Consider the following 24,216-nt stretch of genomic DNA (forward strand, 5'->3'; position numbering starts at 1 on the left):
TCAGGAGCAGGTGCCAGATGGACATGGTGGATTTCACCTCCTTGTGGCGCCACAGGGCGTGGCGTTCGGACTGTACTGGACCAGGTGGGCGGGCGAGGCGTCACTTGACCACGGGTGGCGGGTTGGTGGGTGCTGTCTGACCTTTTCGGCACAGTGTCTGTGTCGCCTTCTTGGCCGTCAGGCCCGCTGTCAGGGCTGGAGACGGGTGCCCTGTGCAGCAGGCTGGAGGGCTGGAAGCAGGGTCAGCTGGGGGGGCGTCGCCCGGGCCTGGACGTCAGGGAGCAGCGGCCCGATGAAGTCAGGGTCTCCCGGTTGGGGCACCCTGCTGACCTCTGGGGTGGCCACGGGCGTCTGTGTGACCGGCTGAACGGTGACCGCCTGGGCCTGGCGCCGGGTGTCCTGTACCTCGACCGTCTGTGGCGGCTGGGGGACCAGGACAGGCTGGTCGCGGATCTCCACGATCTGTGGCCTGGGCAGGGCCATCGGCGAGGCGGGTGGAGTCCAGGCCTGGAGCACCTGGGGCAGGGGCGTGAGGCCGTCCAGGAAGGCCAGGGTGAAGGTCTTGCTCCACTGCTTGGCCTTCACCCCCTGCCGGGCCTCGACCCGACCCTGCCCCGCCGCGACCGCTGTCTGCGTCCACTGGGCGCGTGTGCCGGACGGCAGCGCCACTACGCGGCCGTCCTGGTACCGCAGGCGCAGCTCCAGTTCACTTGGCGCGTCGCCGTTGAACAGGCGCAGGGTGGCGGGCCGCGCCAACGTGAAGGTGCCTGCCGGCCGCCAGCCCGAACCCTGGACCGTGGTGTTCACGCTCGTCGCCTGGACGGCCACGGGCCCGCTGATCCGCACGCCGGACGTGCGTTTGGCGAAGCTCGCTACGGTCATGCTGAGGGTGTAGCGGCCAGGGGTCAGCGGCCCGGAAAAGAGCGTGGTCTGGCCCAGCACCCCTGGGGCGAACATGCGGGTGAAGAGCACCGTGCCCTGCGCGTCACGCAGCACATAGCTGGTGTTGGGGGTGCCGGCGCGGTACTGCTCGTCCCCGATCACGCCGGGGCGCCGGGCGGCGTAGGCCGCGCCATTGAAACCGGGCTGGTCCACGGTGAGCGTCACCACGCCGGCCTGGTGGACTTGAAGTTCCAGTGTGGCCGCCCCGGCCTGGGGCCAGGCGGCGGCTTCCCCAATGGCGATCAGGCGGTGAAGAGGCGGAGGCGCGGCGGGCAGCAGGGGCAGCGCGAGCAGCAGGCTGAACATGCCGCCAGCCTGCCAGGATTCAGGTTCCCGCCAAGGAAAAGGGAGAAACCGCGTGGCCTCTCCCCTCCCCTGTTGATCTGCCCTCAGGTATGAGCCAGATCAAGAGGCCGGAGCTTCTCCCTTGCCGCGTCGACCCCGGCGCGGTGCGCGCGCCTCCTGTTGGGTGCTCAACAGCGTTTCCATCTGCTCGACCAGTTGGGCCAGCTGGTGCCGGGTTTCGGCGCTCAGGTCGCCGACCCGCCGCTCGGTCAAGGCGGTTTTCACGCGGTCCACCAGCATCTTGGCCTCGGAGGGGGCGTCCGTGGCCTGGAGGAGTTGCTTGACCTGATGACGCACCTCTTTTGCGGTCCAGCCTTCCCGAATGGTGGTGTCGAGCAAGGCGGCGCGCTCCTCATGCTCGCCCAGCGGCAACAGTTCAAAGGCGGCGGTGCTGGTCAGTCGGCCGGCCGCGACGGCCTCCAACTCGGCGTCGTTCAGGCTCAGGAACTTGACGTTGCGGGTGGCGAACGTGAGCAGGGTCCAGCCGCCCACCTGCTGAAGGGTCTCTTCCACGCGGTGCTCGTCGGCCTCTGTGCCGTTGCGCAGACGGTTGAGGTACGGCGGCAGGTCGCGCAGGGGATGCCCGGTGCGCTGGCTGAGCAACTCCAGCATGCCGAAGGTCTGATCGACCGGATTCATGGCCTCCCGCTGGAGGTTTTCAATCAAGGCGTATTCCAGCAGGTCCGCGTCGGCCACCTGTTCCACGATGGCTGGAACTCCACTGAGACCAGCCAGCTGGGCGGCGCGGAAGCGGCGCTCGCCCGCCACCAGCTCGTAACGGCCGTCGGCCGCCAGGCGCAGCAGCACCGGTTGCAAGACGCCCCGCTCCCGGATTGAGGCGGCCAGCGCCTGCAGGCCCTCGTCGGTGAAGGCCTGGTCCTTCGAGTAGCGGCCCCTGGGATTGTGCCGGTCCATGACCTGGATCTGTGCGCAGGGAATGACACGGGCCCGCTGGAGATCGAGGTTGCCCAGGACGGTCGCGGGCGCTGGGGTCCGCGCCGCCATGCTGGGCCGTCCACGGGTCATGCCACCACCGGCTCACCGATGTAGGCGAGCAACTCGTCCGTGATGCGGCGCAGATCCGCATTCACCGGGTCCTTGGGCCGGTACAGCGCCACCGGCAGGCGGGCGAGGCCCGCGTCATTGAACAGGGCCTTGCGGTGAGGGAGTGGACTGCTGGTGGGGGCAATCCCGGCGTACTGCGTGTGCAGGATGCGCTGCACGTCCTGGTCATGGAGCGTGTTCTTCTGGAAATGGGTGAGCAGGAACATGGCCACCCGCAGCGCGGGGTTGTGCCGCTGGGACTGACCGATGATTTCCGAGACGCTGTCGAAATTCTCCATGGCCTTCAGACTGCTGTTCACGGGGATGATGACGTGATCGCTGGCAATGAGGGCCGCGCGGGTGATCATGCCCCGGCTGGGCGGGGTGTCGATCAGGATGTAATCGTAGGTGTCGTAGCGGCGCAGCACCTGGCCGAGATGGGGCAGCAGGGCGTCGTCGCTGTACAGCAGGGCGTCCAGGCGAATCAAGTGCTGGTTGGAGGGGATCAGGTGCAGCTCCGGCACCGTAGGTGATGGGAGCGGCGCCGGCAGGGGCAGTTGGGGGTCCATGACACTCATGAACAGGGTGCTGGTGATGAGGTGGGCAGGAGACGCGGGGTCGTCGTGCAGCCCGAAGCGCTTGGTCAAGGAGGCCTGCGGATCGGTGTCGACCAGCAGCACCCGGTTGCGCTGCCCGGTGCGTGGATTGAGGCGCGTGCTGAGGTCGTAGCCCAGTTCCGCGACGCAAGTGGTCTTGCCCACCCCGCCGGACTGGTTGTGCGTGCCAATGATCTGCATAGGTCTCCCCTGCCCGGTGTGGGCCTCGGTCACATCGGCACGTCGCAGCCGCTGGAGATCATCCAGGTTGACGAGTGCGCCGATGGGCCGGCGGTAATGCGTGACGACCACGCGGGTGCCTTGCCCCAGCTGCTCCAGGAGCTCGGGGAAGCGGGACCGCAATTCGGCGCTGGTGACCTGTGTGGTTCCCGGCGCGGGCTTGGGCGGCATGTTCGGCAGCGTACTGAAATGTTTAAAACATTGTCAACTTTCTCCCAGGTTGGATTGGAGGACAAGCTCAGGAGTGTGTTGGGCGGACAGGCTGCCCTTTCCAGCTGAGTGTCGCTTCCTCGTCGGCGCATTTGGTATCTCTTCCGCATGGCCTAGAGAGGAGATGGTCCAGACCAGAGCGGTTAGAGAGTTGATCTCTAACCTCTTCGTCTCCGATCACCGCTGCTGAGCCCTGTCTTTGTGGATAGTGTTCTCCCCTTTCTCTGCACGATGCCCTGTGAACCTTGTGCGTCCTGTTGAGTTAGAGACTTCATCTCTAAGGCCTCAAAAGGATGCGCGCGTTTTCCTGTGGGCGACTCACCGTGTCCTGGTGCTTTGGGCACCCGCCGCGCTTTGAGAGGGCTAGAGACTTCATCTCTAACCGCCTTGCCAGGAGCAGCGTTCAGCTTGCCAGGCGTGTCGGAGGGGGCACGGTGACGCGGAGCATCGTCAGCAGGTCTCCACCCGACAGCTGCTCCAGCTGCGGCTCGCCACTGTAGGGGCGGGCGAAACGCCAGGCAGGTGTCTGGTGGGCGTGGAACACCTCGTTCGTCAGCGTGTTGCCGTGCCTCACGATGGCCGGAATGCCCGCGAGGCCCAGGTTGATTAGCGCCATATCGGCGGCCAGTGGGTTCAGATCAGTGGCCTGGACTTGAAGGTGCAGCCTACTGACGCCCAGCCCTTCCAGCGCTTCGGCAAAGCCGAGGACCAGGATGCCGCTTCCGCAGGCGGGCTCTGCGACCGTCAAGGTGCGGCCAGGCTCGGGTGGGTGCACGCTCATCCGGGCCATGAGCATGGCCACGGCGCTCGGGGTGTAGACCTCGCCCAGGCGCTGCCGGGTCGTGGGGCTGACGCGGGCCATGTACGTCTCGCCGAAGATGTCGTCAAAGGGGTTCCGCAGCTTGTGGCCCAGCACATCGCCAAAGGCCTCGCAGAGCGTCTCCAGTTCCGCACGGGGATAGCGCTGCACCGTGCGGCGGTACTCGTCTTCGCGCTCGCCGCAACTGCACACGCACGCGGCCATTCGAACGAAATCGCGGAACACGTCGCCGTGATGGTGTTCCAGGGCTTGGACCTTCTTCAGCCAGAGGGGGGTCTGGGTCATGGGGGCAACCTCCGCTTCATCCGCCGCGCCGCCCGGCGCGACCCTTAGAGAGTCCATCCCTTCCAGGGCGGCACTGGGGGGGGTTTTAGTCGTGGGTAGCCAGCACCCAGTCGCCATGCCCCGTGAGGTGCAGCAGGCGGTCCAGCAGATCGAAGGGCAGCGCACCGTCGCCCCGCTCTAGCACCAGGGGGTACCCGTGCCGGTTGCGAATCAGCAGATGGTCACTGCCCGGCCGCCCGTGGCGACCCGGCTGGGCCATCACCTGGGCGGAGTAGGCCCCAGGGAAGCGCGCCCGAATCTCATCACTGAGCTGGAGATAGGCCGCTTCGCACTGCGCCCGGGTCATGTCGGGCGGCAGGGCCAACTTGACCGGGTACTCACGGCCACCAGCTGGCTTGGGGGTGACAGGGGGCGCCCAGGCGGCGCGCGGCAGCGGCTCAGGTGCGGGGGCAGGTGGAGCGTCTAGCGGTGCGGGGGCCGGCGGGACAGAGACCGCCACAGGGGCCGCTGGGGGGGGCGTAGGCGTGTCCGGCACCGGGCGTTGCCACAGGGCGGGGTTGAACCGTTGCGGTGCGCTCATGGTGCCCCCTGCCGCGCGCGAAGCGCGCGACCCTTGCCCTATGGCATCAAAATGGCGTCCATCCGGAGGCGGTCGGCCATTGTGGTGGGCCGGCCATTGAAGGCCAGCAGCGTGGCTTCAATGTCGAGGGTGGTGGCGCGGGGGACCCGCCGCCAGCCGTCCGGGCCGCAGAGGAACGCCACGCGGCGCAGCTTGGCCTCGGCTGGGGTGGCCGTCAGGCCAGAGGCGACGTGGGTCACCGTGATGGTGTCGAGGCCGTCCGCGCCTGGCTCAGCCTGCAGGCGAAAGGCCCCGTGGATGATGTCCAGGCGGGTCAGGGGAGGCGTGATTGAGGTCATGCCTGCCCTCTGTGCGCCTGCGCGACCTCTGGAGTCCTCAGAGATCGGGGGCGACCTCGCGCAGCGCCTGGGCCAGGTGGTGGAAGACCTGCCGCTCCAACTCTGGATCTGAAGGCAGAGCAGGGGCCACTGCGTGCTGATCTGTCCCCTCTGCTTCCACCAGGTCACCAGGGCGCCCTTCCTCCGGTTGGCCGATTGGGCTGCCCTTCATAGAGGCAGCTGCGTAGCGCGCAGGCGAATCAAGCGCGTCTGAACCCCTGCACTGTGGCCGGTGGTGCAGACCCGGAAGGCGTCCGGGTCGTTCTGGATCACGTCCGCCTGGGAGGCCGTCAGCCAGTCTCGGAAGGCCTGGGCCTTCGTCTCGCGCCGGAAGAACGGACTCTCGCTGACCACCGCCACGAGGAGGCCGTCCGGCGCCAGCAGGGAAGCGGCGTGCCGGATGTGGTCAATATCCGCCAACTGCTCAAAAGGGGGATTCATCAGGATACGCTCCCAGCGGCCCCGGAGCGCCATCGAATCGTCACCCACCGGGGCATAGCCCTTGGCGCTCAAGATGTCGCGCAGCTGGCCTGACCGCTCACAGACGGTGACTTGCAGGGTAGGTTCGGCCGCCAGTGCGGCGTCGACCAGGTCGCCCTTGCCCGCCTGCGGCTCCAAAAGGGTCAGGCCAGGGTGGAGCTCGGCCCATCGCACCATCTGGGTGGCCAGCGCAGGTGGCGTGGGGAAGAAGCCCGGCAGCCGCACCCCGATCAAACCCCGCTCCAGGGCCGCGAGGTGCTGCCGCTGGGCGGTGACTGGGTTCAGGCGGCCTTGACTCAGGTCATGCAGGCATTCGGCGGCCAGCACTAAATGCGCGGGCGTGGTCAGCCCCGCGTCGGTGACCTGACGCCAGGTCACCAGGGTTGGCAGCAGGCACGGTTGATGGGGCGGAAGCCCGGCGAAGGGGTCGGTCAGCCCATCCACCAGGGCGAGCAGCTCTGGAATGAGGGACAGCGGTACCGCGCGCCGCCACCCGTACTGGGTGGGCTGCGCCTCGATGTCGTGCAGGACTTCTTCACCTGGGCACTGCGCCTGGAGCGCGGCCAGCTCCTCGTTGGACACCAGGACCTCCAGCAGGTCGGCGGCCAGGTCCGGGCGGCGGCTGATCAGGCGCTCGATGAGGGGCGGGGCGGTGACGCCGTGCAGACCCTCGGGCAGGGTGCCTTGTTCCAGCCCCTGGGCGACGGCGAGATACGCGCCTTGCAGGAGCCGGAGTTTCCGGGCATCGGCGGCCACACTGTCGGCTTCGGCGGCGCGCCGGCGGGTCATGTTCTGGCCCACGTACCGGGGTTCTTCCTTGCGGGCGGCGCGGGTTTCTAGGCCAGCGGCGCGGCGGCGCAGCAGGGCGGCGGCTTTCTCGGGGGCGTGTTGAGTCATGTGAAACCTCCGCCACTTCCCCTGCGGCCCCGCGGGCCGCGCCCTCTGCTACTGGCCGTGCTTGAGGTTGGCCTGGAGCAAGGGCAGGTGGGTGTCGAGCAGCTGCATGGCGTGCACGCGGCACTGGGACATGGCGCGCAGGGTGGTGCCCCACAGCCGCGCGTCCTCCCAGATCAGGAGGGGCAGCCGCCAGACCAGTTCGGTGTGGCGCTGCCGGTCTTCTAAGTCGAAGGTCACCTGCACCGCCAAGATGGGCGTGAGGGCTGTGGTGCTGGTCAGGTAGGGCAGTGGATGGTCCCAAGCATCGGTGGCCGCGCCGCGCAAGGGCGTGACGGTGAAGTCGAGGTGCGCGCAGCTCGACAGGTGGTGGGCCGCCTCCTCGGCGAGGGCCTTGGACGGGCTGACGGCCAGGGGGCCGCTGGGGGTGCCGAGCACCCAGGCAGAAGGCAGGACAGTCATGGATGACCTCACGGTGGCTGGAATCTGGTTCCCGCCAGAGCAGGGGAGAGGCCAGGCGGCCTCTCCAGTGATTGGCCGAGGTCAACTTGCTTCAGCGAGTGCCTCAGCGGTGGGCGCCCGCACGGGCATGACCACGTGGCTGCTGGCGTCTAGGAACACCCCCGTGACATCGAGCCGGCGGTCGAGCAGGACCCGCCACAGGATGTTCAGGGCGTGCTGGGCGAGCAGGGCGTTCAGGAAGAGGTCCTGGCGCTTCAGACTCTCCAGGGCGCTGCACGAGGGCTGGTCGTCCTCCGGCAGGCGGGTATTGACCAGCTCGGGGTACAGTTCGCTGGCGATGGGCAGACGCCCCGCGCGCCGGGAGCGCCAGTTGCGGTTGTTGCAGGGCTCGCCCAGGACCACCTGGCCCCCGAAGCGGCCATCGGGAAAGCGGGCGTTGCCGATGTCGAGCCAGAAGCGGGTGTGGTCACAGGGACCCGACGTGACCAGGCGCCGGATCTCGGCGCGCCCGGCCCGCGAATCGACGCACCCGATGACGACCTCCCATTTGCGGTGATTGGGTCCCTCGGCGAAGGTGCGGGGCACCGAGCGCCACTGGAGGCCGTGCGCGCGGTTGATGCGGGTGATCAGGACCTCGCTTTTGACCCGGCCGACGTCGCTGGGGTAGAAGCGCTGGCGCACGACGTTGTGACTCTCCACGGTGTCGGGGTCGTAGGCCACCACGTCGAGGCCTGCGCCGCCCAGGGCCAGCAGGGCGTGGTGCAGGTGGGTGAGGCCCGACAGGACATGGCTGCCGGTACCGCCGCAGCCGACGACCGCGATGCGGAGGGGGGTCTTGAGGTTGGGCAGGTAGCGTCGGGTCATCCGAGGGCCTCCTTGAGGGTGGTGCCGGTGGCCACCAGCCAGGCTGGGTCAAAGCGGCCCGCCTGAGCGGCCGCCTGCCACAGTTCCGCGTGCGAGCCCCCGAAGCGGGTGATCTTCCGGGTACCGGAGGCGTGGTGGGTGAAGTTCGAGCCGAAGAAGGCCTGTTCCCACTCGGCGGTGCGGGTGGCGTCCACATGCCCGGGGTAAGGCGTGCTGCCCTTGCAGACCCCGTGGCCCGTGAAGATGTTGAAGTAAGGGGCGGCCATCAGCGGCGTGTCGGGGCCTGGCCGTTCATCTTCAGCCAGGGCGTAGACCGAGAGGTGGCCCTGGCGGGCGATGAACAGCAGGGGCGGCTGGGGGAAGACCTGACCGCTGAGGGCGTTGACCGCTTCGTCGGTGTGGCTGAGGAAGAAGAGGGCGCGGGGTTGGGCGGGGACCCACCAGGCGACCGCCAGGGCGCTGGCGGCCACCGCGTGCGCGGGCACAAATTGCAGGGCGGTGGCCCCGAGCTGGCTGAGCAGGTCGACGACGTCGCCGCTGGTGAGGGGATGGGCTTCGGCCACGTGGAACTCGGTGCCCTGGCGGTAGGCGGGGTGGGCTTCGGCGATGGTGTGCCCGGACTGCCGGTCGCGGTAGACCAGGATGGCGCTGTGGGGCTGGTAGTCGCGGCCGGCATCAATCTGGATATCAACGTGCATGAGGTCCTCCTGCCGGGCCCCTGCGCCCTGAAGGGGCGCGACCTACAGGTCTTGAAACTGCGTGAGCAGAAGAGGCGCGACCTATAAGTCTTGGAACTGCGTGAGCAGGTCGTCGGTGGTCCGGAACAGCTCATGGGCCGACCGGACGTAGGTGGTGAAGACGCGCAGGGGGTGCCCTTCCACGGCCACGCTGAGGGTGGGGGAGAGGGGGCGGCCGTACTCCACGAATTCGCTGGCCAGCTCCAGGGTCAGGTCTTCGTCGCCGTCCAGGGCCAGGATCACCTGGGGCAGGGGCCGGTGGGGGGGACTGAAGCGGGCCGGCACCCGGCGGTCGAGGGCCTTGAGGGTGGTCAGCCCCTCTACGATGCGGCGGTGCAGGGGCGACGGGGCCTGTGCAGCCAGGGTGGGGAGACTGAGCACCTGGGCGTCGGGGTCCAGGCGCAACTGGCGGGCGACGGCCCAGGGGTGCAGGAGGCTGTGGGTCTCGGCCCAGGCCTCGACCTCGGTGTCACTCAAGCTGCTCGGCGCGACCTGAAGCTCTGCAGCGCAGTTCTGCCGGAAACTGGCGACGTCGCCCCAGTGGCGCAAGTAGTGGTGCCAGGTGTCGTACGGCGTCCAGACCGCCTGGGCGAGCCAGCTGGTGACACTGAGATGGGCCAGGGCGCTGTGCAGCCAGGGCAGGGGTGTGGCGGCCTGCATGGCCTGAGAGATGGTGCGGAAGTCCAGCGGGGCTTCGTAGGTCACCGTCAAGGTGGCGTGCACAGCGCCCATGGAGAGGTGTAGCCGGGGACAGGCCGCGGCCGGGAACCGGGATGTCAGGCGGCGCTGGAGCGCCGCTTCCAGAAAGGTGGGCAGGGTGTCACCCGGCTCGGGCTGGCCGGGCAGGAGGCCGCGCCGGGCCAGCAGCCGCAAGGCGTCCCGTTGGACGGCGGGCAGGTCGCTCCGCCACTGGGGCACGGCGCCGTGCAATTTCATGGCAGCAGCTCGGCGTCCTCGGCCAGGGGGCGGTGCAGAGGTGGCCCGGCATGGGTGAGGTTCCCCACCGCTTTGGCGAGGTGCTGGTGTTGAGGCGAGCGGTCTTCAGTCAGGAGCTTGGCTCCGGCTTCCTGAGGATTGGCGGGGGCGGAGCGGAGCCAGCGGAGCAGTTCAGCTTGGGTCATGAAGGCCTCCAGGTAAGTTGGGTGACGACCGCCTGGGCCGCGCGGGCCACGCGCGGCGCGACCCTGATGTACGTGAGCAGGCGCTCGGCGGCGGCCAGGCTGTTCAGGTGCACCGCCCAGTGCGGGGCGAAGCTGGTGTTGATGCCCTGATCGCCCAGTTCGGACAGGGCGTGCTCGACTGTGCACAAGGCCTCATCACCGGGGTTGCTGAGTGCCAGCAGGGTGGTGGCGCCGACCACGGTCGCAGAGGTGTGCGGCCCCGCTTCGGCCGCCTCCCGGTCGGCCCAGGTCATGGTGGGCAGCTGCGCGTCCAGCGCCACCAGGGTCTGCAGCGGCCGCAGGACCCGGCCCAGATGGGCGTGGTCCTGGCCCAGCCGCATGAGGGCCGCCAGGCTGAGGGGTTCAGGCGCGCAGTAGGGCCGCAGGGTCTGGGCGGTGGCGCGGGGCGAAGTAACCCCTTCGTCGGCCAGGCCCGCTTCCAGGTCGTCCACGTCTTCACCTTCCAGGCCGTAATCCCAGGCGACCTGCCGCACGGCGTCGGCCTGGCCGTGCACGGTCCAGAGGTCGGCCATGGGGTGCAGGTAGTGCAGGGCGTCTTCGGGGGTGAAGATGGGCCACACCCGCATGGACGCCGCGTTGAGGTGGTGCAGCACGCTGCCCAGGGTGTCGGGCGGGAGACCAGCGTACAGGTCGGGCAGGTGGCCGATGTGGCGTTTGCGCACGCCGTAGGTGTCGCGCTCAAAACTGACCGAGAGGGTGTCGGCGGCCGAGTCGGCGCGGTAGACGCGGCAGGTGCAGTCCAGCGGGACCAGGGGCATGAGGCTGGGACGCAGGAGCCCAGTCACCGCCCAGCCGGCAGGCGTGTCGCCGGGCTGGGGCGCGCTCGCGGGGGCCCCCGCCTGAAGGAGATGGTCGATGCCGCACAGAGGCACCGGGCGGGGAGTGGTGAACCTGGAGGCGGCCTGGTGAATCTGCATGCGGGCCGGCTGCCCGCCCCGCAGGGCGGGCGACCCCTATCGAAAGCGGTGTAAGTCCAAGGTGGATTGAGGACCTGCGTGGATCCACGCCCGTGCTTTAGGGCGCCAAACGACGGAGGAGAGCTGGTCTGTACCAATAGAATCTGAACTGTGCCAAAGCCCAAAAAAACTAAGGCGGTTTTGAAGGCTGCCAGGAAACGCAAGGTGGAGAAGGCAAGGAAAAGAATGCTGACCCGTCCTGTGAATGTTCCTGCTGCCCTTGACGCCCCTGAAACGCACTGGGTTGTACCTTTAATTGCTACAGATAATGAAACCCAGAAGCGTCATGCTGTGGGTACTGCTTTTTTCATTGCTCCTGATATATTATTAACTGCTTGGCATAATATTCCGTCACTTATTGCAAAAATTGTAGATAACCCTGATGTTGAACGAGATTCCTTTAAGTGGCCCGAATCAGAAAACTTAGACTTTATGACCATTTCTGTATTACAATTTATCAAAGGTGGTTATGGCTTGCGGCGTAACGTGCGGCAGATACACCGATCAAGCTTCAGTAATGACATAGCCATATTACGCGTCTGGCGTGATGAAGATGTGCCAGTAACTACTCCCATTGAGTTTGCTTCACTGGAAGCCAACCCGCCTTCTATCAATGAGAGAATGAGAGCATTTGGTTATGCTGCTTCTTTGGCTCATGACGGCTTGACTGAAGGTTTGTTTGTGCTTGCTCATGATCCAAGAGAGGCCTGCGGTAACGTAAAAGAAGTCAACGAGCAAGGCTTTGGTTCGTTGCGTCCCTTTCCATACTTCGATGTGGAAGCCGATTTTATGCCAGGAATGAGCGGCGGTCCTGTGCGTAATCCTCAAGGTCGTGTCTGTGGAGTTGTGTCAAGGGGCATGGGCGGTACTCCACCAAGAAGTTATGCAGCCTGTATCTGGCCCATTTTGGGAGAGCAGATTCAATGGGAAGATTTTAACGGTGGAGATCCTTTCATCCTTATGGATCTAGTACGAAAGAATATGCCCGGTCAAGATCACCCATACGTAAGAATGGCAAATTTTCAAAATTACCAAGTAGTAATAGATGAAGAAACCCAATCTCCTGTGCAAGTGCGCAGGAAATTGGATTGATGATCTGCTGATCTTTGCATAGTCCATTGAGGACGCGATAGGTCAAGGGGGATTGAAGGGTTGTGCGAATTTAACACTGCGAGTCAGGGCGCCAGATGATAGACCAGAGCTGGTCTCCACTCGTCTGGTCTTTAATAGACGTGGTGCAGGGTACGGAGGGCCCGGCGCACATGACGGGTGAGCCCCGGGGCGACCCGCAGAAATGCCAGTGCACTGGCCCGGTGGTCGGGCTCGGTCAGGTCCCAGGCATGCAGGGGACGAGTCCCACATTCGTTGGTCTGGTCTTGCCACTCGTGCAGGGCGTGGGCGCACCAGCTGACGTCCGTCGGTGTGGCTGCCGGATCGAGCAGGGCGGCGACCGGGTCTTCACCGTCGACGCTGCAGGGGGCGTGCAGGAGATCGGGCCAGTGGTCCGGCGTGATGAGTGGCCACCGGCCCAAGAGGGTGTCGCCCTCCATCAGGTCACGGATGAGGGCGACCGCCGCGTGGTCCAGGGCGCGCGCCTGATCGGCCAGGTCTCTCAGGGCGACGGTGTGGCCCAGGAACGGCCCGAATTCCCGCAGCAGGGCGCGCGGCGTGGGCTTTCCGGCGCCTTCCAGGAGGGTCTGGGTGTCGTCCAGGGTGGTGAACGCCAGGCCATGCCAATCGGCCAGGCCTTCGACGATCTCTGGATGTTCCGCAGGGGCGCTGACGTTGCCGTACATGCCGAGCAGCTGGTCGCCTGCCGTGAGGGGCGAGAGCAGGGGGAAGACAGGCCGGGCGACGCGGTGCAGGTGCGGCAGCACCCCGGCCAGGAAGGGGGCGCCCCAGCGCTGGACCGCGCCCGCCAGCCGCACGGTTTCTGGCCCTTTCGAATCGTCGGCCATCACGTAGGCCGCCAGGCCGCCGTCGTGCCGCAGGAGGCCCAGGCTCAGAGGGAGTTTGAGGGCGTGCACTTCGGGCAGGATTTCCGCTCGGATGTAGGCGTCCGGGGTGTCTTGGGGCGTGGGCGGGCGCTTGACGGGCACGCCTCCCTCAAGACACAGCGCCCCCAGCTCCCGGAGGTGGCTGGTGCCGCCAAGTTGAAGGTGAGCCGGGGCGGCATGCAGCCTCACGTGGCCTTCCTCAGCCGGCTCAGGTCGGTCAGCCACTGGCGCAGGCCGCGCTGAAGGTCGGGGACTGCCTGGAGGTACTGGTCCAGGCGGTCCAGATCGGCACTGTCTGCCAGCAGAAAAGTGCGGACGGGCACACAGTCGCCTTCGAAGTACCCCAGTTCTCCCTGCATCTCGCGGGTAAAGCTGAGGCGCGGGGTGGCCGTGGGAAAGGGGTCGACCAGCAGGCTCTCGCGGAAGTATGGCCAGAGAGGCTCACAGGACGCTTCGCACTCGGCGTCGGTGTATGGGGGCAGGGCTTTGACCTGCGCTTCAAGTCGGCAGAGCTGGTCGTGAAGCGCCTGCACGTCGGTCGGCAAGGTCACGCCGGGCATCTCGGGGCTCAGGTGCAGGTCGAACGCGGGCACCAGGCGCTGCACGTCGTCGAACGTTCGCAGGCCTTTCTGGCGGGCCAGGGCGAGGGCCTCCTCGCGCGGCAGGTCCGGGGGCGCGTCCCATATACCGAAGTCCGTGATGTTGTCCGCAAAGTCGTCGTCGGATTCTGCCCCGCACAGGTGGTTTTGCGAGTACAGACCGAGGGCCTCCGTGGGGGTGAACAGGGGCAGGCCATGGAGACCCACCAAGGACGCGCGCCGCAGGAAGGCGGGCAAGACCTGCGGGTGAATGCGGTGAAGCCGCTTGCGGACGGGGCCCAGCGACAGGGCGGTGAACGTCTGCTGAGGGTCGTAATGGAGCTGGAGGCGCAGGGTGGACTGGCCGCCGTGGTCGTAGAGATCCAGCACGGCTTCCAACTCGTAGGGGAGCGCGCGCAGCGAGGCCTGGACCGCCGACAGCACGTACTCCAGAACGGTGGTGGTCGTGCCCATCAGATCGCGCTGCGCAAGGGCGGCCGCCAATGGCCGGACGTTCAGGCTCAGCGCTTCGCGCGACAGGTGGGTGTGGACGGTGGCCGGCGCGGCGTGAACAAGCATGCAAACCTCGAAAGGGAGAAGGGCCTGAGACACTCAGGCCCAGTGCGTCAGCCCTTGGTGCCCACGGCCCGGCGAAACCGGTAGGTGTGCACGGCCCCGCTCACTTCAGGGCCTTCAATGGTGGCGTTGGTCAAGGACGGCGTCTGCACGGCCAGCAGCTTGCGCACGTCGTCGGGGCTGCCGCTCGGCATGGGGTCGGCGACGGGGGTGCCGCCGTTGAGATCGTCATACACGAATTGGCGTTTGATGGCTTGCGCTTCCATGGTGGTCCTCCTGAAGGAACGAATGTGGCTGGGCATGCTGGAGGGGCCGCGCCCCTCCGACGCCTCACGTGAACAGACTGGGTGGCAGCGCCTCCAGGGCGGCGGTGACGGTCACCACGCCACCTTTGACGGAACCGTGCCAGGTGTAGGGCTTCTTGCCTTCAGCTTCGACCATCACCTTGTAGCTGCCCTCGGGCAGGGGGCCGGCCGGGTTGACGGGCTGTCCCGCCGCGTCGAATACGGTGGTGACGGCTCCCTCGGGCGCCTGCACGTCCAGGCGGCCGCCCAGGGTGAAGGTCAGCTCGGCCGACTTGCCGCGTTCGACCCGCACGGTCTGCTTGACGGTTTTGAAGCCGGGCGCCGAGACTTCCACGCTGTACTTGCCCGCATCCAGGTCCTGGGTTCCGAGGGTCAGCGGCGCATGGTGCCCGGCGAGCAGCCCTTTCACGGTGGCGTCCGGTACATCCGCCGTAATCTTCAGGCTGCCTTTGTTGCGCGTGGCCGCGCTGCTGGCGGGCTTGGCGGGAGCGGCAGCGGGCGCCGGGGGAGCCTTCTGGGCGGCTGTGCGCTGCTGCTGGGCCTGGGCGCGCAGCCCGCCCTGAACGGCAGGACGGTAATCCCGCAGCGAGTGCAGGAACTCTGCTGAATCGAACTCCGCCACCGTGCCGGTGAGGGTCAGTTCAGGCAGGGCTGGGAGGTTGAGGGGTTTGACCTGGGCGGTCAGCTGCCCGTCCGCGTGCAGGCTGAGCGTGAACGCCAGGGCACTGCCCGGCGCCATCAGGCTGGCGAGGTGCCCGAACACCTCACCGGTCGGCTCCGGCAGCTCCACGTCCGCCGCAGCAGGAAGAGGCGTCTCCGTAGGCTCCTCCACCGGCAGGGCTGGGGGTTCGGGGCTTTCATCCAGCTCTTCCTGGGTGTCATCTTCGCCAGGCTCGTCCTCGTCGGCCTCCGGTTCGGCGGGAGGCGTGGGCACCGCCAGTGGTGTGAGCACCACTGCGGCGTCCTGTGCGGGCAGAGCCGCTGGGGGCAGGGCGGGGGCGGCCACGGGGACCGGCACAGGCGTGGTCGTGATCTCTGGTGAGGTCATGACAGCCGTGGTCGGGGCCGCCACGGGTTCTGGCGGCGCGGCGGGGGCTATCGGCGCGGGCACCGGCACAGGGGCTGACAGGACCGGCGCGGGCGCCACCGGGGCGGGAGTGGCCTTGAAGAAGTTCCCGAAATTGCTCTTGGACACGTTCATGTGCGTCATTTCGACCTCCACGTTCCCTGTGCGCCCGCAGGGCGCGCCACCTGAATCAGGGCGATGTTGGCGTCTGCGTGGCGCTGCCGCCCGGCACGGTCTCGCCGGGCGAACGCGTGCCCGCGGCCGACCTGGCGGGCCTGCGGGCCGGTGGGCCGACGTTTGGGGCTCAGGCCCCGCAGGGGGTGCAGCGCGGTGTGCAGCAGGCCGCGCGCGGGGGAGTACACCAGGAGCAGGGTGACGCCGCGCCAGCGCAGCCGCAGAATCTGCCGGTTCTGGTGGTCACGGCGCAGCACCTGGTAGGGAATGCGGCGCTGGGTGATCAGGCGGCACAGGCGCATGTACTCCGCGCCGGTGAGCCGCAGACCGTGGTAGTCCGTCAGGCGGGCGTTGACGTGCCGCAGTCGGCTCAGAACGTCGGCGTCCAGGTGGTCGTGCCTAAGTACAGATGGCTGCATACATCCTCCAAAGGGGTCAGCGCCGCAGGGCGCGGAGTCGGGCGCGGATCACCGGCGCCAGTTGGGTGTGGTCGTGGGCGGCCAGCAGCACGCCGAAGGTGCGCCGCCACTGCTCAAGCAATTCCGGTTCTGTCGCGTCGCCGATCAGCACCGGCAGGACCGTGACGTCTGGATGTCCCCGGATGAGTCGCCCGCAGGCCTGCATGTCGGACGGTTCCAGGCCACCGTCACAGATGACGATGTGGACGTGTTGATCGCCGGGAAACCGCGGCGTGCTCAGCGCCTGCTTCAAGGCGGGCGCCAGCAGGGTCGAGCCCCGGGCAGAGAGCTGGCCCACCTGGGTCATGGCCTGCTCGGGCCGGCACCGCAGAGTCACGACGTCCTCGACCTGGTCATCGAAGGCCAGCACCCGCGTGGGCACCTGCGCGAGCTGCGCGGCCCGCACGCCCATGCGCAGCGCCTGCACCGCACTCTGCATGCGGCCCTCATGGTCCATGCTGCCGCTGCGGTCCACAATCCAGGTGACCTGCACGGTGCGGGCCTGCTCCGGCACCTCCTTCTGCCGGAAGAGCCGCTGGCGACCTTCGAGATAGCGGTGAAAGTCCAGATGGCCCCTCGAGTCGTGGGCGCGGCTCCGGGCGAGTTTCGTCTGCTCGCGCAGCACGCTGGCCAGGACGCGGGCCGGGCCTTCAATATCGGCCTGGACCGTGGAAGCAGGGGGCGCAGGCGGGGCGGGGTCCGCGGGTGCCCCGGCTGGGCCTGCACCGGGGGGGCCACCCGCGCCGCTGGGCTCAGCCGACTGATCGCCCGCGCCATCGGCACGCAGGATCAGGGGAAATGGCTGCTCGTCGGCGTCCTCGGCCTTGCTCAGCAGCCCCAGGATGCAGCGGGAAATCCAGACCACGCGGTCGCTGTCTGGCGCGGTCCACGCCGCCTGAACCAGCGGCCAGACGTCGGCCCACTCGTCAGGCTGGGCGGGGTGCCACTTGGGCTCCGGCCGGTCGTGTTCGAAGCGCATGGCCAGGCACCCTTCCAGTGAAGAGCCGGTCCAGTCCCTGGACACCTTTTCAGCCAGCGTGTCGCCCAGGAAGGCAAAGGCCGCCTCCAGCTCGGGGTACCGCAGCGCCATGAGCCGCTCCATGCGCTCGTCTTCCAGCGCGTTCCACAGCTGCCCCAAGAGGGCGGCCGGTTTGTCGAGGCTGAACTGGACGTGCCCGGCCTCATGGGCCATGAGGCCCCGGATGAGCAGGGCGCGCACCCCTAACTCGTCATCCGGCTCGTGGCGCACGGTGCCAGGTGGGGCGGTGGGCAGCAGCTCCGGACTGAGGTAGACCACCTGGTGCTGCGGATCGACGGCCGCCGTGCCGTACTGCGTGGTCATCATCACGGCGTAGGTGCTGCGGCGGCTGTAGAAGCGGAACAGATCGTTGACGAAGCTTCGCCACCGGCTCTGCTGGGGCCAGGGCAGGGAACTGGAACTCTGGGGTACACGCATGACGCCTCCTGATGGCCCCCTGCTGCGCCGGCCCCGACCGGCGCGCCCCTGCTGGCGGCAACCAGAGGCCCCCTAGCCTGAAGGGATGCAGAACTTCTTCACGCAGGCCTGGCAGGACGCCGCGTTTCGCGTCCTGGGTGTGATCGGTCTGGCGGGCCTCTCCGTCAGTTACATCTGGGAAGTGGCCGTCCTGGCCCCGCTGGGCGCGCCGGTTGGTCGCCTGGTGCTGGATCTCCTGATCAGCTTGAGCGCCTTGGCGTACTTCTGGCGCGCGGGAAAGTCCTTTCAGCGGCACTCGGAGCACACCGTGCCTGCCCTGCTGGCGGCAGGGGTGGGTGGGCTGGCCCTGACAGCCGAGCTTCTTCAGGTCAGCGTGCCCGTGGTGCCAGCGGTTCTGGCCCGGCTGCTGGGCTTGGTGGGGCTGTGGGTGTTGATCGCCTTACAGGTGCCGGACCGCGCGCCCGGCACCCGCGCTTAGACCAGGGGCAGCGCCTGGGCGTCCACCACCCGGCGCAGATCGGCGAGGGCCGACGGATCCAGGCGGCCGCCTGGATCGCGGGCCACGCAAAACGGCATCAGGGTGGATTCGGCGGCGAGACGGAAGGCCTCGTGCCGGGGCCACCCATCTTCCATCAGGGCCTGCACGAGTTCGAGCCAGCTGATCACCACACGCGGGTTGGCCTCGCGCTCCAGCAGGCCTGAGCGGCTGACATGGTTTTCCCGCGTGTCCAGTTCGACCGCGTAGGCACTGGCCACCAGCGCGGCGTCTCCGAACAACCGCCCGTACAGGGCCAGGGCCACGTCGGCTTCGGCGTACTCCATATCGATGATGCGGGAGAAGCGTCCCAACAGCGCCGAATCAATGCCTTGGCCGGCCTGCAGGTAGCCGTCCCCGAGGTTGGTGGTGGCGATCAGGAGGACGTTGACGACAGGGGCCCAGACCAGCTCACCGTTTTTGAGGCGCAGCACGTAGTACCGCCCGTCCGGCAGTCCGGAGACGCCCATCAGGGCGGCTTCCTGGGCGCTGACATGATCCAAGTAGCCCACGGCGCTGGAAAGGTTGATCGGGTCGGTTCGGAGCAGCTCGTCGAACAGAAGCACCACCCCTTCCTGCTGGGCACGGACGAAGGCCTGGGTGAAGGGACCGTCGACCCACTGCGGCGCGCCGTCGAGCATCTGGTAGCCCCCCAGAAAGTCGCGGTCCTCCATGTCCGGACTGCCTTTGACCACGAACATGGGCCGCGCCAGCGCCACGGCGGTGGCTTTGGCCGTCTCCGTCTTGAAGGTGCCAGTCGGCCCCACCAGCAGCACGCGGCCACCCCGGCGCGCGGCCCGTTGCAGCTGCTCAGTGATGGTGTTCCCCGGCACCAGGGTGCGCCCACCAGACGGCGCAGGGACGCCGAGCACCGTCAGGCGGCCGAGTGGCTCCTCGGTGATGGGTGCAGGGGGCTCGCTGTCCTCGTGCGTGAGATCGCCCGCCATATAGACGGCCTTCAGGCCGTAGTAAACGCTGTCCACCAGGGCCATCAAGGCCTGTGTGGCCTGAGGATCGTTGCTGGCGTGCCGCAGGTCGGCGGCGCTGAAGCTCGGCTCGGCAGTGGTGCGAGCGCCGCGCACGCGCGTCAGTTCGCCGATCAGGGCCCACCAGCGTTCAGTGATCTCCTGGAGGGCCGGGGGCTGGGCCAGCACCGCGGTGGCCACGGCCAGCACGAAAGGGCCGGTGCGCCCGACGCCACCTTGCAGGTGCAGGCCGGAGGGCCGCGCCAGGTGTGCGCGCATCCGGCGCCTGGTGGCCGACGACGCTGCCGTTGACATGTAGCAGACGGTGACCTCATCGGCAGCCTGGCTGAGGAACACCTCGCCCCGCAGCAGGGCACAGATGCCCACAACCACGCCCAAGCCGACCACACTGGGCTGGTCCGTGTCTTTCAACCTGGAGTGGCACGCGTCTGGAATCGGGGCCTGATGCGCGAGCGAGGGCCAGACGGCCTGCGATTTGGTGTGGCTGTAGGCGATACGGGTCACGGCACCCCAGAAATTGGTCATGAAGTTCCTCCGCCTGCCCGGGTGCCCCCGTCAGGGGGCGACGCCTGGCGTCTGATCGAGCCACCGGCCAATGACGGCCAGGCCGCGCGTGACGCCCTGGTAGCTCAAGTACGTGCCGTCTGCACTGTGCGCCCCGAGACCAGCAAAGTGGCGCAGTCGCGAGGCGCTGTTGACCCGCCCGATGTGAACGTGGAGCCCCAGCGCCTCGCGGGCGTGCTGGATCAAGTCGGCGCCAGCCTGGCCTTCTCGCCAGGCGTCGTGGCCTGCCAGAAACAGGGCGCCTGCGTCGCCTGGAATATCCTCGGGCACGCAGCCGGTCTGGGCCACGAACGCAAAGGGATATGGGAACTCAAGGGCCAGGTGGGGCATGCAGGCCCGCCAGCAGGCCAGGGTGCTGTCCGGGTCACCCGGAAAGTCGGGGGCCGCGACAAACAGGCACCGCTGGGCATGGGGCAGCAGCCGCTGCAGGTGACGCCCAAAGCGCTCAGGGCAGAAGCGGCCGCTGTAGGCATCGTTATCCGAGGCCCAGAGGCGGCCTTCTCCCAGTGGGCGCAGGCCGCCCGTGCGTGGCCCGGTCATGACGTGAATCCGGGGGTGAGCCCCGTGCAGACTGCTGGACGTGGCGGCCAGATACATCATGGCCGTCCCCTGCCCCGTCAGGGGCGACTCTGGGGTCAGAAGGGCAAGTACTGCTCCATCAGGGCCAGTGTTTTCTCAGCACACAGGGTAGAGGCGACGGGAATGCCCTGAATCAATCGAAGGCCGTCCCAGACCAGGCCGCGCAAGGTATGAACGTTGCGCACGAAGACGGCCGCGTGGACGTCCAGCGTGGCCTGGGCGGCCACCACCAGCTCCGTGTCCTGGTCACGGGAGAGCAGCTCCAGCGCGCAGCCCTGAGCGTCACGCTCCTGGCCTGTTGCGGGTTGCACCAAAACGCTGCCGGGCCCGTAGTGCGTGTTGAGCACCGCGGCGGCGCGTTCGGCCAGGCCCTCGGTGGCGCAGTGGGCGAGGTAGGTGGTGTGCGGGGTGACCAGGACGAAAGCGGGTGCAGTGGAGACGGACAGCGCTGATTCAGACATAACATCCTCCTGTTGCCTTCAGGCCGCGCCGTCAGGCGCGACTTCTCTGGCCATGGGGTGAGGGCGACAGGATCTGGCTGACGGCCTGGCGACTCAACTGAGAGCGGGGCAACCAAGCGGCAATTTGCTGGCCCCGCTCGGTGTTCGGGAGAGTTACAGTGCCGTGGTGGGTGCCCAGGAACAGCAGCGCCGTCATGAGGTGGGATGCGATGTTGGGCCGGACGTAACAGGTCAGGTGTGTGTCGTCAGCTTCCGACTGCTCGGCGGAGAGTCCACTGGCGCGCAGGGCCTCGAGCCAAACGCCTTCCCTGGCAAGCGGCACCCTGACAGCGACACAGACGGCCGCGGCCGCGTCAAACGCGCGGTCAAATCGGGTGAGACCATCCACCGTCACGGTTCGCTCCGTCTGTCCAGCTGCGCCTGATACTCGTCCAGCAGGCGCCAGGTTTCGGCCTCGTACGCCTGCTCGGCACAGACCTCACACAGGTCAAAGGAGTAGTCCTGCGCCCCGCCACAGCTGCGGCAGGACCGCGCGGCTTGTGGGGATGAGGTTGGTGGTGCAGTGGCCGCGTCAGTGTGTAAGGGCATGCGGTGACGCCGCGCCCACTGGGCGCGCCTCCTGTGAAGGCGCACTCCCGGTCAGGGGAGCGGAAGAAGCTCGTGCAAGATCCGTTGCCGCGCTTCGGTTCGGAGAGCGCGCTGCTGGGCCTCGGGCTCGGGCGTGTGCTGCAGGACCTCGCCCAAGGAGGCCACCGAATCACCGACCGCTGGCCAGGCGGCGGCGGCCAGCTCGTCCAGCGGCGCGTTGTGGAAGAACGCACTGAGTTCCTGCACAAAGGCGCTGAGCCGCTGGCTGTCTGGCCGGGCGCCCTCCTGCCGAAGCGTGCTTGCGGTGAGGCGCAGCGCCGCCATGGAGGTCAGCGTCATACCGGCACCGCGTAGACCGGGAGGCCACTGTGCTGCGCCGCCGCAAACTGTCCCTGGTGGGCGCCCTGAAGGCCCGACTGGCCGACCACATGGCTGATACCGGTGATGGGCACCGAGGCAAAGATGGCGCGGGCATACCGGGGGGCAGGTGCCCCGGCCCGCAATTGTCCGCGGAGGGTGTATTCGCCCTCCGCCAGGAACCGGGTGCGGCCGTCTGTCCCCGCACCAGGTGTGACCTGCCAATGAAGCCCAGTGCAGCTGGTGTCGTGGGCGTGCCCTTTGTGGGTGGGACACAGGTGGGTGCCGTCCAGGTAAGGTGCTAAGTCCTCTGGATTGGCGATCAGGGCCTTGGCATGGATGAAGAGGAACCGGCTGGCTGCACTGAGTTTGCCCACCTGAAGAGTCGGCGAGACCTTCCGGGAAAAGCCCATGCGCCGCGCTTCTTCCCAGAAATCCGGCACAAAGGGATAGTGCTGCTCACCGACCACGTCGATCACATGCGTGACGTTCTGGGCATCTGTCCAGAGGGTCACGCCCAGGGGACTGATATGGAGATTCGCCGGCACCAGGGTGGGGAAGTCCACCAGAAAGTGATCCAGTGGGTGCGTGCCGCTGCGGCTCACCGCGCACTCCAGGTACCAGCCTCCGAGAATTCGTCCCTGGCCACACAGCCGCCGTCCGCCTTGAGCCTGTCCGTTCATGTCGCCCTCCGGCGCTTCACGAGCGCGCTGGGCGCGCGACCCTGGCCGAGATCAGTCGCACCAGTGAAGGGCGGCGACTGGGCCTCGTGGTGCCCGGTCCAACCTCAGTGTGGGCAAGAGGGTTCTGTGGACGGAACAGGGGCCACGGATGAGACGGTGGTACGCCAGGTCGCCTCGCAGTTCAACCGCCGCCCAGGGCCCGAGCAGCTGGCGGAGAGCTGAAGCGCGGCGCAGCGCGGCGAGCCCCGGAGGTTCAAACCGGTGTGACCACGTGGCGCAGACCTCTGGTGGCCGGGCTGCGAGCACCGCGCTGACGGCCTCGTCCGCATTGAGGTAGGTCATCATCACCCACGGCGATCTGTGGGTCGGCGTCTGCTGCCAGCTCAGGCACGCCCCGTGCAGAGTCAGGGTCAGCCCTGGACGGGCAGAGATGGGCAGCGCGGCCACAGTCGCCAGTAGGGTCGCCAGCGGGCCGCTGAGCAGGTCTACGTGCGCTTCTACTGGAAGTTGGGAAGGTCCGGTCATGCAGAGCTCCGGTGCGGTCACTGGCGCCGCCTGTGCGGGTCAGGAAGAGGCGGAAGAATGGTGCCCGGCGGGCAGGGAGGGGCCAGACGCGCCCAGGCCCCTTCCTGGCCCCTACGCCGCGCCTGGGCGGTTCATCCGAATGCGTGACGGCGGCCCGCCTACAGTGAGGGTGCTCGGGAGAGGAGTTTTCACCCCTTCCGGTTCTGGCACTGGGGGGCTGGGGCGCAGCGCCAGCAGCAAGTCTTCAAGTGCAACGCCCTCGTTGCGGGCCATGGCCTGGACGCGGGCAGCCAGATCGGCGGCGGCATTCACCTGGACCAACGGGGCCGGCGCGTCCAGCAGCGCCGTGCCGAGGAGTGCACTCAAGTCCTGTTCCTCGGCGACGCGGGTGGCTTTCAGATCATCAGCCGTGAACTGGGCGCTGGGGTCGGCCAGCTTCCGCTGCAACGCTTCGACGGCCTCGGTCCGGTAGGGCTCTCGCATAGCCGCCAGAGCCTCCACCACACTGACCGCCACCTGCTCGCCCACCGCCAGGAGCACCCAGTCTGGCAACTCCAAGAGCTTCGCCCGTTTCTTCAAGGTGCCTTGCGGCGCGCCCCATAGCCGCGCCACCGCCTTCAGGTCATAGCCCTGGGCCAGCTTCTCCCGCAGCGCCAGGGCTTCTGCAACTGGATTGTTGGAGCGGCCGAGGTTCTCGATGCCGGTGATGTCGGCCGCGGTCTGGGCATCGGTGCTGACGAAAGCAGGTACTGTCTCCAAGCCAGCGGCCACCGCCGTATGGAAGCGGCGTGTCCCCGCGGAGACGCGGTACCGGAAGGCGCAGTCAGGAGGAGCCGCGTAGAGTTCCAGTGGCGTGAGGATGCCGAATTCTTTGACACTCGGCCCGATGGGGTTCCGCGTGCCCCGCAGCGGCGGGGGCTCAATGTCGGCGAGCGGCACCGTGCAGAGGTGCCGCTCGCCGGACTGGACAAACAGTGGTTGCATCTACGCCTCCTGCACTACCTCTGCGCCGGGACGGCGCGACCTTCGAACCGCTTCACGACCGGCACGCCCAGCGCCCAAACATGCACCAGGGCCATGCCGCCTGCGAATTTGCCTAGCATCAACTCGACATTGGCCGGCCCCGCATGGAGTTGCCACACTGCCAGACCGATCAGGCCCAGGCCGCTGCACAGCAGCAGTGCCAGGAGGAACCGATAAAACTTCAACATTCCGCGCATGCGCACCTCAAAAAAAGAGAGGCCCACTGTTGTAGGCCTCGGGCGCTTAGAGCATCTGCCATTCCGAGCCGATGTTCAGCTCGGAGGGCGGCGAC

General features: G+C 67.6%; 31 protein-coding genes. 2 read left to right on the top strand and 29 right to left on the bottom strand.

The genetic code is table 11. The features are described from left to right. Nucleotides 1–189: 189 nt before the first annotated feature. The 14 genes from GO986_RS12095 to GO986_RS12160 form a co-directional block, all read right to left on the bottom strand. Nucleotides 190–1,248, bottom strand: coding sequence for a hypothetical protein (locus GO986_RS12095; RefSeq protein WP_157459561.1), 1,059 nt, complete (start codon nucleotides 1,246–1,248; stop codon nucleotides 190–192). A gap of 99 nt (nucleotides 1,249–1,347) precedes the next feature. Next, nucleotides 1,348–2,313 (bottom strand): ParB/RepB/Spo0J family partition protein, encoded by a 966-nt coding sequence (locus GO986_RS12100; protein ID WP_157459562.1) that lies wholly within the window; start codon nucleotides 2,311–2,313, stop codon nucleotides 1,348–1,350. After that, nucleotides 2,310–3,338 (bottom strand): AAA family ATPase, encoded by a 1,029-nt coding sequence (locus tag GO986_RS12105; protein WP_157459563.1) that lies wholly within the window; start codon nucleotides 3,336–3,338, stop codon nucleotides 2,310–2,312. The genes GO986_RS12100 and GO986_RS12105 overlap by 4 nt, the downstream gene beginning before the upstream one ends. Nucleotides 3,339–3,780: 442 nt before the next feature. After that, entirely contained in the window at nucleotides 3,781–4,482 is a 702-nt protein-coding gene (locus tag GO986_RS12110) for an N-6 DNA methylase (RefSeq protein ID WP_198170630.1), read from the bottom strand. A gap of 85 nt (nucleotides 4,483–4,567) precedes the next feature. After that, a complete protein-coding gene (locus GO986_RS12115; protein ID WP_157459565.1) occupies nucleotides 4,568–5,062 on the bottom strand; it encodes a hypothetical protein in 495 nt (164 codons plus the stop codon). Between the two features lie 38 nt (nucleotides 5,063–5,100). After that, nucleotides 5,101–5,400, bottom strand: a complete 300-nt coding sequence (locus GO986_RS12120) for a hypothetical protein (protein ID WP_157459566.1) — start codon at nucleotides 5,398–5,400, stop codon at nucleotides 5,101–5,103. 37 nt (nucleotides 5,401–5,437) lie between these two features. Beyond that, a complete protein-coding gene (locus GO986_RS12125) occupies nucleotides 5,438–5,611 on the bottom strand; it encodes a hypothetical protein (protein ID WP_157459567.1) in 174 nt (57 codons plus the stop codon). After that, nucleotides 5,608–6,816, bottom strand: a complete 1,209-nt coding sequence (locus tag GO986_RS12130; RefSeq protein ID WP_157459568.1) for a class I SAM-dependent methyltransferase — start codon at nucleotides 6,814–6,816, stop codon at nucleotides 5,608–5,610. The genes GO986_RS12125 and GO986_RS12130 overlap by 4 nt, the downstream gene beginning before the upstream one ends. A 48-nt stretch (nucleotides 6,817–6,864) precedes the next feature. Beyond that, nucleotides 6,865–7,275, bottom strand: a complete 411-nt coding sequence (locus GO986_RS12135; protein WP_157459569.1) for a hypothetical protein — start codon at nucleotides 7,273–7,275, stop codon at nucleotides 6,865–6,867. An 81-nt stretch (nucleotides 7,276–7,356) separates the two neighbouring features. Continuing rightward, nucleotides 7,357–8,139, bottom strand: a complete 783-nt coding sequence (locus tag GO986_RS12140) for a PRTRC system ThiF family protein (RefSeq protein WP_157459570.1) — start codon at nucleotides 8,137–8,139, stop codon at nucleotides 7,357–7,359. Next, nucleotides 8,136–8,837 carry a PRTRC system protein B gene (locus GO986_RS12145; RefSeq protein WP_157459571.1) on the bottom strand — a complete coding sequence of 234 codons (702 nt, stop codon included), beginning with the start codon at nucleotides 8,835–8,837 and terminating at the stop codon, nucleotides 8,136–8,138. Before GO986_RS12145 ends, GO986_RS12140 begins: the two co-directional genes overlap by 4 nt. A gap of 81 nt (nucleotides 8,838–8,918) precedes the next feature. Then, complete coding sequence (locus GO986_RS12150; protein WP_157459572.1) at nucleotides 8,919–9,812, bottom strand: hypothetical protein; 894 nt, start codon at nucleotides 9,810–9,812, stop codon at nucleotides 8,919–8,921. Beyond that, the gene (locus GO986_RS12155) at nucleotides 9,809–9,997 is read right to left on the bottom strand and encodes a hypothetical protein (protein ID WP_157459573.1); all 189 of its coding nucleotides are present in this window, start codon (nucleotides 9,995–9,997) and stop codon (nucleotides 9,809–9,811) included. The genes GO986_RS12150 and GO986_RS12155 overlap by 4 nt, the downstream gene beginning before the upstream one ends. Beyond that, a complete protein-coding gene (locus GO986_RS12160; RefSeq protein WP_157459574.1) occupies nucleotides 9,994–10,974 on the bottom strand; it encodes a hypothetical protein in 981 nt (326 codons plus the stop codon). Before GO986_RS12160 ends, GO986_RS12155 begins: the two co-directional genes overlap by 4 nt. A 150-nt stretch (nucleotides 10,975–11,124) precedes the next feature. Here GO986_RS12160 and GO986_RS12165 point away from each other — a divergent pair, with 150 nt between their 5' ends. Next, complete coding sequence (locus GO986_RS12165; protein WP_157459575.1) at nucleotides 11,125–12,105, top strand: S1 family peptidase; 981 nt, start codon at nucleotides 11,125–11,127, stop codon at nucleotides 12,103–12,105. Between the two features lie 131 nt (nucleotides 12,106–12,236). Here the strand turns inward: GO986_RS12165 and GO986_RS12170 are convergent, their stop codons facing one another. The 6 genes from GO986_RS12170 to GO986_RS12195 all read right to left on the bottom strand — a co-directional run bounded on the left by GO986_RS12170 (nucleotide 12,237) and on the right by GO986_RS12195 (nucleotide 17,623). Then, a complete protein-coding gene (locus GO986_RS12170) occupies nucleotides 12,237–13,199 on the bottom strand; it encodes a hypothetical protein (protein WP_157459576.1) in 963 nt (320 codons plus the stop codon). After that, nucleotides 13,196–14,167, bottom strand: a complete 972-nt coding sequence (locus GO986_RS12175; RefSeq protein ID WP_157459577.1) for a hypothetical protein — start codon at nucleotides 14,165–14,167, stop codon at nucleotides 13,196–13,198. The genes GO986_RS12170 and GO986_RS12175 overlap by 4 nt, the downstream gene beginning before the upstream one ends. Nucleotides 14,168–14,214: 47 nt before the next feature. After that, a complete protein-coding gene (locus GO986_RS12180) occupies nucleotides 14,215–14,430 on the bottom strand; it encodes a PRTRC system protein C (RefSeq protein WP_157459578.1) in 216 nt (71 codons plus the stop codon). Between the two features lie 64 nt (nucleotides 14,431–14,494). Continuing rightward, complete coding sequence (locus GO986_RS12185) at nucleotides 14,495–15,679, bottom strand: PEGA domain-containing protein (protein WP_157459579.1); 1,185 nt, start codon at nucleotides 15,677–15,679, stop codon at nucleotides 14,495–14,497. Continuing rightward, nucleotides 15,676–16,128: a hypothetical protein gene (locus GO986_RS12190; protein WP_157459580.1), complete on the bottom strand. Its 453-nt coding sequence runs from the start codon at nucleotides 16,126–16,128 to the stop codon at nucleotides 15,676–15,678. Before GO986_RS12190 ends, GO986_RS12185 begins: the two co-directional genes overlap by 4 nt. A gap of 16 nt (nucleotides 16,129–16,144) precedes the next feature. Continuing rightward, nucleotides 16,145–17,623: a vWA domain-containing protein gene (locus GO986_RS12195; RefSeq protein WP_157459581.1), complete on the bottom strand. Its 1,479-nt coding sequence runs from the start codon at nucleotides 17,621–17,623 to the stop codon at nucleotides 16,145–16,147. Nucleotides 17,624–17,708: 85 nt separating this feature from the next. Here GO986_RS12195 and GO986_RS12200 point away from each other — a divergent pair, with 85 nt between their 5' ends. Beyond that, nucleotides 17,709–18,101, top strand: a complete 393-nt coding sequence (locus GO986_RS12200) for a hypothetical protein (RefSeq protein WP_157459582.1) — start codon at nucleotides 17,709–17,711, stop codon at nucleotides 18,099–18,101. On the opposite strand, the gene GO986_RS12205 is transcribed toward GO986_RS12200, so the two are convergent. The 9 genes from GO986_RS12205 to GO986_RS12245 form a co-directional block, all read right to left on the bottom strand. Beyond that, entirely contained in the window at nucleotides 18,098–19,669 is a 1,572-nt protein-coding gene (locus GO986_RS12205; RefSeq protein WP_157459583.1) for an AAA family ATPase, read from the bottom strand. The two genes, GO986_RS12200 and GO986_RS12205, sit on opposite strands and share 4 nt — an antisense overlap. Nucleotides 19,670–19,699: 30 nt before the next feature. Then, nucleotides 19,700–20,308 (bottom strand): hypothetical protein, encoded by a 609-nt coding sequence (locus tag GO986_RS12210; protein WP_157459584.1) that lies wholly within the window; start codon nucleotides 20,306–20,308, stop codon nucleotides 19,700–19,702. Between the two features lie 35 nt (nucleotides 20,309–20,343). Continuing rightward, nucleotides 20,344–20,748 carry a hypothetical protein gene (locus GO986_RS12215; RefSeq protein WP_157459585.1) on the bottom strand — a complete coding sequence of 135 codons (405 nt, stop codon included), beginning with the start codon at nucleotides 20,746–20,748 and terminating at the stop codon, nucleotides 20,344–20,346. Nucleotides 20,749–20,779: 31 nt separating this feature from the next. After that, nucleotides 20,780–21,142 (bottom strand): hypothetical protein, encoded by a 363-nt coding sequence (locus tag GO986_RS12220; protein ID WP_157459586.1) that lies wholly within the window; start codon nucleotides 21,140–21,142, stop codon nucleotides 20,780–20,782. Further along, nucleotides 21,139–21,336 (bottom strand): hypothetical protein, encoded by a 198-nt coding sequence (locus GO986_RS12225; RefSeq protein ID WP_157459587.1) that lies wholly within the window; start codon nucleotides 21,334–21,336, stop codon nucleotides 21,139–21,141. The genes GO986_RS12220 and GO986_RS12225 overlap by 4 nt, the downstream gene beginning before the upstream one ends. A 51-nt stretch (nucleotides 21,337–21,387) precedes the next feature. Beyond that, nucleotides 21,388–21,675 (bottom strand): hypothetical protein, encoded by a 288-nt coding sequence (locus tag GO986_RS12230; RefSeq protein WP_157459588.1) that lies wholly within the window; start codon nucleotides 21,673–21,675, stop codon nucleotides 21,388–21,390. After that, nucleotides 21,672–22,376 carry a hypothetical protein gene (locus GO986_RS12235; protein ID WP_157459589.1) on the bottom strand — a complete coding sequence of 235 codons (705 nt, stop codon included), beginning with the start codon at nucleotides 22,374–22,376 and terminating at the stop codon, nucleotides 21,672–21,674. The genes GO986_RS12230 and GO986_RS12235 overlap by 4 nt, the downstream gene beginning before the upstream one ends. Nucleotides 22,377–23,012: 636 nt before the next feature. Then, complete coding sequence (locus GO986_RS12240; RefSeq protein WP_157459590.1) at nucleotides 23,013–23,885, bottom strand: ParB/RepB/Spo0J family partition protein; 873 nt, start codon at nucleotides 23,883–23,885, stop codon at nucleotides 23,013–23,015. Nucleotides 23,886–23,899: 14 nt separating this feature from the next. Next, nucleotides 23,900–24,121: a hypothetical protein gene (locus GO986_RS12245; protein ID WP_157459591.1), complete on the bottom strand. Its 222-nt coding sequence runs from the start codon at nucleotides 24,119–24,121 to the stop codon at nucleotides 23,900–23,902. Between the last annotated feature and the right edge of the window lie 95 nt (nucleotides 24,122–24,216).

Origin of the sequence: Deinococcus arboris, assembly GCF_009755355.1 — a bacterium.
GTDB classification, from domain to species: Bacteria; Deinococcota; Deinococci; order Deinococcales; family Deinococcaceae; genus Deinococcus; species Deinococcus betulae.

Coding starts and splice junctions, on each gene's coding strand:
- GO986_RS12195 (WP_157459581.1), bottom strand. CDS start 17,623: ATGCGTGTACCCCAGAGTTCCAGTTCCCTGCCCTGGCCCCAGCAGAGC.
- GO986_RS12120 (WP_157459566.1), bottom strand. CDS start 5,400: ATGACCTCAATCACGCCTCCCCTGACCCGCCTGGACATCATCCACGGG.
- GO986_RS12150 (WP_157459572.1), bottom strand. CDS start 9,812: ATGAAATTGCACGGCGCCGTGCCCCAGTGGCGGAGCGACCTGCCCGCC.
- GO986_RS12145 (WP_157459571.1), bottom strand. CDS start 8,837: ATGCACGTTGATATCCAGATTGATGCCGGCCGCGACTACCAGCCCCAC.
- GO986_RS12155 (WP_157459573.1), bottom strand. CDS start 9,997: ATGACCCAAGCTGAACTGCTCCGCTGGCTCCGCTCCGCCCCCGCCAAT.
- GO986_RS12160 (WP_157459574.1), bottom strand. CDS start 10,974: ATGCAGATTCACCAGGCCGCCTCCAGGTTCACCACTCCCCGCCCGGTG.
- GO986_RS12205 (WP_157459583.1), bottom strand. CDS start 19,669: ATGACCAATTTCTGGGGTGCCGTGACCCGTATCGCCTACAGCCACACC.
- GO986_RS12100 (WP_157459562.1), bottom strand. CDS start 2,313: ATGACCCGTGGACGGCCCAGCATGGCGGCGCGGACCCCAGCGCCCGCG.
- GO986_RS12245 (WP_157459591.1), bottom strand. CDS start 24,121: ATGCGCGGAATGTTGAAGTTTTATCGGTTCCTCCTGGCACTGCTGCTG.
- GO986_RS12175 (WP_157459577.1), bottom strand. CDS start 14,167: ATGCTTGTTCACGCCGCGCCGGCCACCGTCCACACCCACCTGTCGCGC.
- GO986_RS12180 (WP_157459578.1), bottom strand. CDS start 14,430: ATGGAAGCGCAAGCCATCAAACGCCAATTCGTGTATGACGATCTCAAC.
- GO986_RS12185 (WP_157459579.1), bottom strand. CDS start 15,679: ATGACGCACATGAACGTGTCCAAGAGCAATTTCGGGAACTTCTTCAAG.
- GO986_RS12140 (WP_157459570.1), bottom strand. CDS start 8,139: ATGACCCGACGCTACCTGCCCAACCTCAAGACCCCCCTCCGCATCGCG.
- GO986_RS12240 (WP_157459590.1), bottom strand. CDS start 23,885: ATGCAACCACTGTTTGTCCAGTCCGGCGAGCGGCACCTCTGCACGGTG.
- GO986_RS12215 (WP_157459585.1), bottom strand. CDS start 20,748: ATGTCTGAATCAGCGCTGTCCGTCTCCACTGCACCCGCTTTCGTCCTG.
- GO986_RS12105 (WP_157459563.1), bottom strand. CDS start 3,338: ATGCCGCCCAAGCCCGCGCCGGGAACCACACAGGTCACCAGCGCCGAA.
- GO986_RS12210 (WP_157459584.1), bottom strand. CDS start 20,308: ATGATGTATCTGGCCGCCACGTCCAGCAGTCTGCACGGGGCTCACCCC.
- GO986_RS12230 (WP_157459588.1), bottom strand. CDS start 21,675: ATGACGCTGACCTCCATGGCGGCGCTGCGCCTCACCGCAAGCACGCTT.
- GO986_RS12095 (WP_157459561.1), bottom strand. CDS start 1,248: ATGTTCAGCCTGCTGCTCGCGCTGCCCCTGCTGCCCGCCGCGCCTCCG.
- GO986_RS12130 (WP_157459568.1), bottom strand. CDS start 6,816: ATGACTCAACACGCCCCCGAGAAAGCCGCCGCCCTGCTGCGCCGCCGC.
- GO986_RS12235 (WP_157459589.1), bottom strand. CDS start 22,376: ATGAACGGACAGGCTCAAGGCGGACGGCGGCTGTGTGGCCAGGGACGA.
- GO986_RS12135 (WP_157459569.1), bottom strand. CDS start 7,275: ATGACTGTCCTGCCTTCTGCCTGGGTGCTCGGCACCCCCAGCGGCCCC.
- GO986_RS12225 (WP_157459587.1), bottom strand. CDS start 21,336: ATGCCCTTACACACTGACGCGGCCACTGCACCACCAACCTCATCCCCA.
- GO986_RS12115 (WP_157459565.1), bottom strand. CDS start 5,062: ATGAGCGCACCGCAACGGTTCAACCCCGCCCTGTGGCAACGCCCGGTG.
- GO986_RS12200 (WP_157459582.1), top strand. CDS start 17,709: ATGCAGAACTTCTTCACGCAGGCCTGGCAGGACGCCGCGTTTCGCGTC.
- GO986_RS12125 (WP_157459567.1), bottom strand. CDS start 5,611: ATGAAGGGCAGCCCAATCGGCCAACCGGAGGAAGGGCGCCCTGGTGAC.
- GO986_RS12190 (WP_157459580.1), bottom strand. CDS start 16,128: ATGCAGCCATCTGTACTTAGGCACGACCACCTGGACGCCGACGTTCTG.
- GO986_RS12110 (WP_198170630.1), bottom strand. CDS start 4,482: ATGACCCAGACCCCCCTCTGGCTGAAGAAGGTCCAAGCCCTGGAACAC.